This window comes from Halobacillus sp. BBL2006 (genome assembly GCF_000786645.1).
GTDB lineage: Bacteria > Bacillota > Bacilli > Bacillales > Halobacillaceae > Halobacillus.
Genome location: NZ_JRNX01000652.1, coordinates 1 through 3,280, shown reverse-complemented (window position 1 = coordinate 3,280; position 3,280 = coordinate 1). Strand labels below are relative to the sequence as shown.

At 41.8% G+C, this 3,280-nt stretch carries 3 protein-coding genes; 2 read left to right on the top strand and 1 reads right to left on the bottom strand.

Features of this window, described 5'->3' with window-relative positions; all coding sequences use genetic code 11:
* Window positions 1-952: 4-hydroxy-3-methylbut-2-enyl diphosphate reductase (locus tag LD39_RS17720; RefSeq protein WP_035550897.1), on the bottom strand; the 952-nt coding region annotated here is incomplete at its 3' end.
* Window positions 953-1,131: 179 nt separating this feature from the next.
* Here LD39_RS17720 and LD39_RS17715 point away from each other — a divergent pair.
* Together LD39_RS17715 and LD39_RS17710 are read left to right on the top strand one after the other, a co-directional pair.
* Window positions 1,132-2,451: a DEAD/DEAH box helicase gene (locus LD39_RS17715; protein WP_035550891.1), complete on the top strand. Its 1,320-nt coding sequence runs from the start codon at window positions 1,132-1,134 to the stop codon at window positions 2,449-2,451.
* 18 nt (window positions 2,452-2,469) lie between these two features.
* The coding region (locus LD39_RS17710) for a deoxyribonuclease IV (protein WP_035550888.1) at window positions 2,470-3,280 on the top strand (811 nt) is incomplete at its 3' end.

The window sequence follows — 3,280 nt, the reverse complement described above, 5'->3', positions numbered from 1 at the left end:
TTTTCGTTTTCTTTTTTGCCTTAACACGTGGTAAGATTTTTTTCTGTTCCACTTTTGATTCACGTACCCAAGTTTCTACATCATCTGGGTCATATTGTTCGATGAATTTTATGACTTCTTTAGTAATTGGAGTTGGTGTAGAAGCACCAGCAGTTACGGCTACTTTTTCCACGCCTTCTAACCATTCGAGGTCGATTTCAGTAACGTCTGCGATCCGATAAGCTACTGTGCCGGCTTTTTCTTTAGAAACCTGTGCAAGTCGGTTCGAGTTATTACTTTTTGGGTCGCCGACAACTAGAGTCAAGTCTGCTTCTTTTGCTTGCTCTGAGACTGCTTCTTGCCGTACTTGGGTAGCCATACAGATTTCTTGATGCTTTTCTAATTGAGGGTACTTCTCTTTTGCTTTTTCCATCACATCATAAACATCCCATTGGCTCATCGTTGTCTGATTGGTGACCATCAGTTTATCGTGATCCAATTCTAGTTGTTCAACATCTTCTTCCGTCTGAACAAGGTGGACTTTTCCAGGAGCAACTCCCATAGCCCCTTCAGGTTCAGGGTGTCCCTTCTTCCCGACGTAAATAATTTCATATCCTTCTGACACTTTCTTCCGAATTAGATCGTGCGTATTAGTAACATCCGGACAAGTAGCATCTAATGTCATAAGCCCTTTTGCTTTTGCTCGCTCTTTGACTTCAGGAGATACACCGTGTGCGGTGAAGATAACAGTGCCGTCATTAATTCCTTCTAAAAGGTCAAGCCTGTTTTTTCCATCCACCGTAATAATTCCTTCTTCTTCAAACGCTTTTGTTACATGAGAGTTGTGGACAATCATACCTAAAATATATATCGGACGAGGTAGATTAGGGTCTTTAGCTGCATTTTGAGCAATGACCATAGCATCTACGACTCCGTAGCAATAACCGCGAGGGGCGATTTTAATGACTTCCATTCTATAAAGTCCTCCTCTTCATCCAATCCAATAGAATAACTTTCACAATACCATTTACCATTATAAAGGGTAAAGGCGAACTTGACAAAGAATCCTTATCCTTCGTTATGGGTTCGTGCATTTCTCTCTCTCCTCTATTATAATAGGGTAGGGATATTTAACTTTAAAGGAGTACGTTTATGAGTAACCATACATTTCAGCAATTTGCTATAAGCCCAGTTGTTAATAAGATGATTGAAGGCTTAGGCTTTAAAGAACCAACACCGATTCAACAACAAGTCCTTCCGGCAGCATTAAGAGGAGAGAGCTTAATTGGGCAGTCTCACACAGGTTCCGGAAAGACCCATGCTTATCTTTTGTCATTGTTCAATCAAATGGACGATGAAGCGGAGCATGTCCAATTTGTAGTGACAGCACCCACAAGAGAACTAGCTATTCAAATTCATGAAGAAGTGAAAAAAGCAGTCCAGCATGCAGGGAAAGAGGATATATGGCGTTCCAAACTCTTGATTGGTGGAACTGACAAGCAAAAAATGATGGATAAGCTTTCATCGGCGCCGCCTCATATTATTGTCGGCACACCTGGCCGGATTTTGGACATGGTGAAAGAAGGAGCGGTTGATTTACACGAAGCAAAGGCATTCGTCCTAGATGAAGCGGATTTAATGCTCGATTTAGGCTTCATTGAAGATGTTGATCAGATCCTTGTACGGATGGCTCAGGATGTCCAAATTCTTGTCTTCTCCGCTACGATTCCTGAGCGTTTGCAGCCGTTTTTGAAAAAATATTTAACCAATCCAACCTATATTCAAATTGAAGATGAAAAGCCATCACCTGAGTCTATGGAACACCGCCTTGTGCCTCTTCGACACAAACAGCCAGCTGAAGTGATCATGGATATTAGCAAAGCCATCCAGCCTTATCTTGCGATTATTTTCACGAATGGAAAGGATAAAGCCGATGAATTGGCGGATGATTTGTTAAGCCGGGGTCTTGAGGTAGGAGTCATCCACGGCGGGTTATCACCAAGGGAACGTAAGCGGATGTTGAAAGAGCTGCAAAGCTTGCGTTATCAATATATCGTGGCTACTGATCTCGCTTCACGCGGAATTGATATTCAAGGTGTGAGTCACGTTATCAATGCTCAAATGCCAAAAGAAGAAGAATTTTATATTCACCGTGTGGGTCGAACGGCCAGAGCTGGACTAGAAGGGACAGCTATAAACCTATATAAAGAGGAAGATCTGCCTCTCATTCAGAAACTCGAGAAAAAAGGTCTTACGTTTGACTTTTACGAAGTGAAAAATGGAGAATGGAAAGAAGTCAATTCATACAACGAACGTCAAACAAGAGAGAACAAGCAAACAGATCTCCAGAAAAAAGCGAAACAAATGGTTCGTAAGCCGAAAAAGGTCAAACCTGGTTACAAAAAGAAAATGAAACAGGAAGCAGATAAGAACTTGAAGAAGTTGAAAAGGGAACGTTACAAAAAGAAATAGTAAAGGGAAGGGGATCTTATGGTTAAGATAGGTTCACATGTATCCATGAAAGGAAAAAAGATGTTACTAGGGGCTAGTGAAGAAGCAGCATCTTATGGATCCGACACGTTTATGATCTATACAGGTGCTCCGCAGAACACAAGGCGCCGCCCGATCGAGGAATTGAATATTGAAGAAGGACAAGCGCATATGAAAGCCAATGGAATCGGTGATATTGTCGTTCATGCTCCTTATATCATCAATATCGGTAACACGACAAAACCGGAAACCTTTCAATTAGGCGTCGACTTCCTCCGTAATGAAATTGAGCGTACTGAAGCGCTGGGGGCGAAGCAAATCGTTCTCCATCCTGGCTCTCATGTCGGTCAAGGAGTCGAAAAGGGATTACCGAAAATCATTGAGGGGCTGAACGAAGTGCTCCATAAAGATCAAAACGTCCAAATTGCCCTGGAAACAATGGCAGGGAAAGGATCTGAGATCGGGAGAAGTTTTGAAGAGCTTGCACAAATTATTGAGGGCGTGAAGATGAATGATAAGTTATCTGTCTGCATGGATACTTGTCACATTCACGATGCAGGCTATAATATCGTGGAAGACTTTGATGGTGTGCTTGATGAGTTTGATCGTATTATAGGTATCGATCGTCTCAGGGTTATACATGTGAATGATAGTAAGAATGTTCAAGGTGCCCAAAAGGATAGGCACGAAAACATTGGATTCGGCCACATTGGTTTTGAAGCACTTCATCATGTCATTCATCATCCACAGCTAAAGGAATTGCCGAAAATTCTTGAAACTCCATATGTAGGTGAAGATAAGAAAAACAAAA

Coding starts and splice junctions, on each gene's coding strand:
- LD39_RS17715 (WP_035550891.1), top strand. CDS start 1,132: ATGAGTAACCATACATTTCAGCAATTTGCTATAAGCCCAGTTGTTAAT.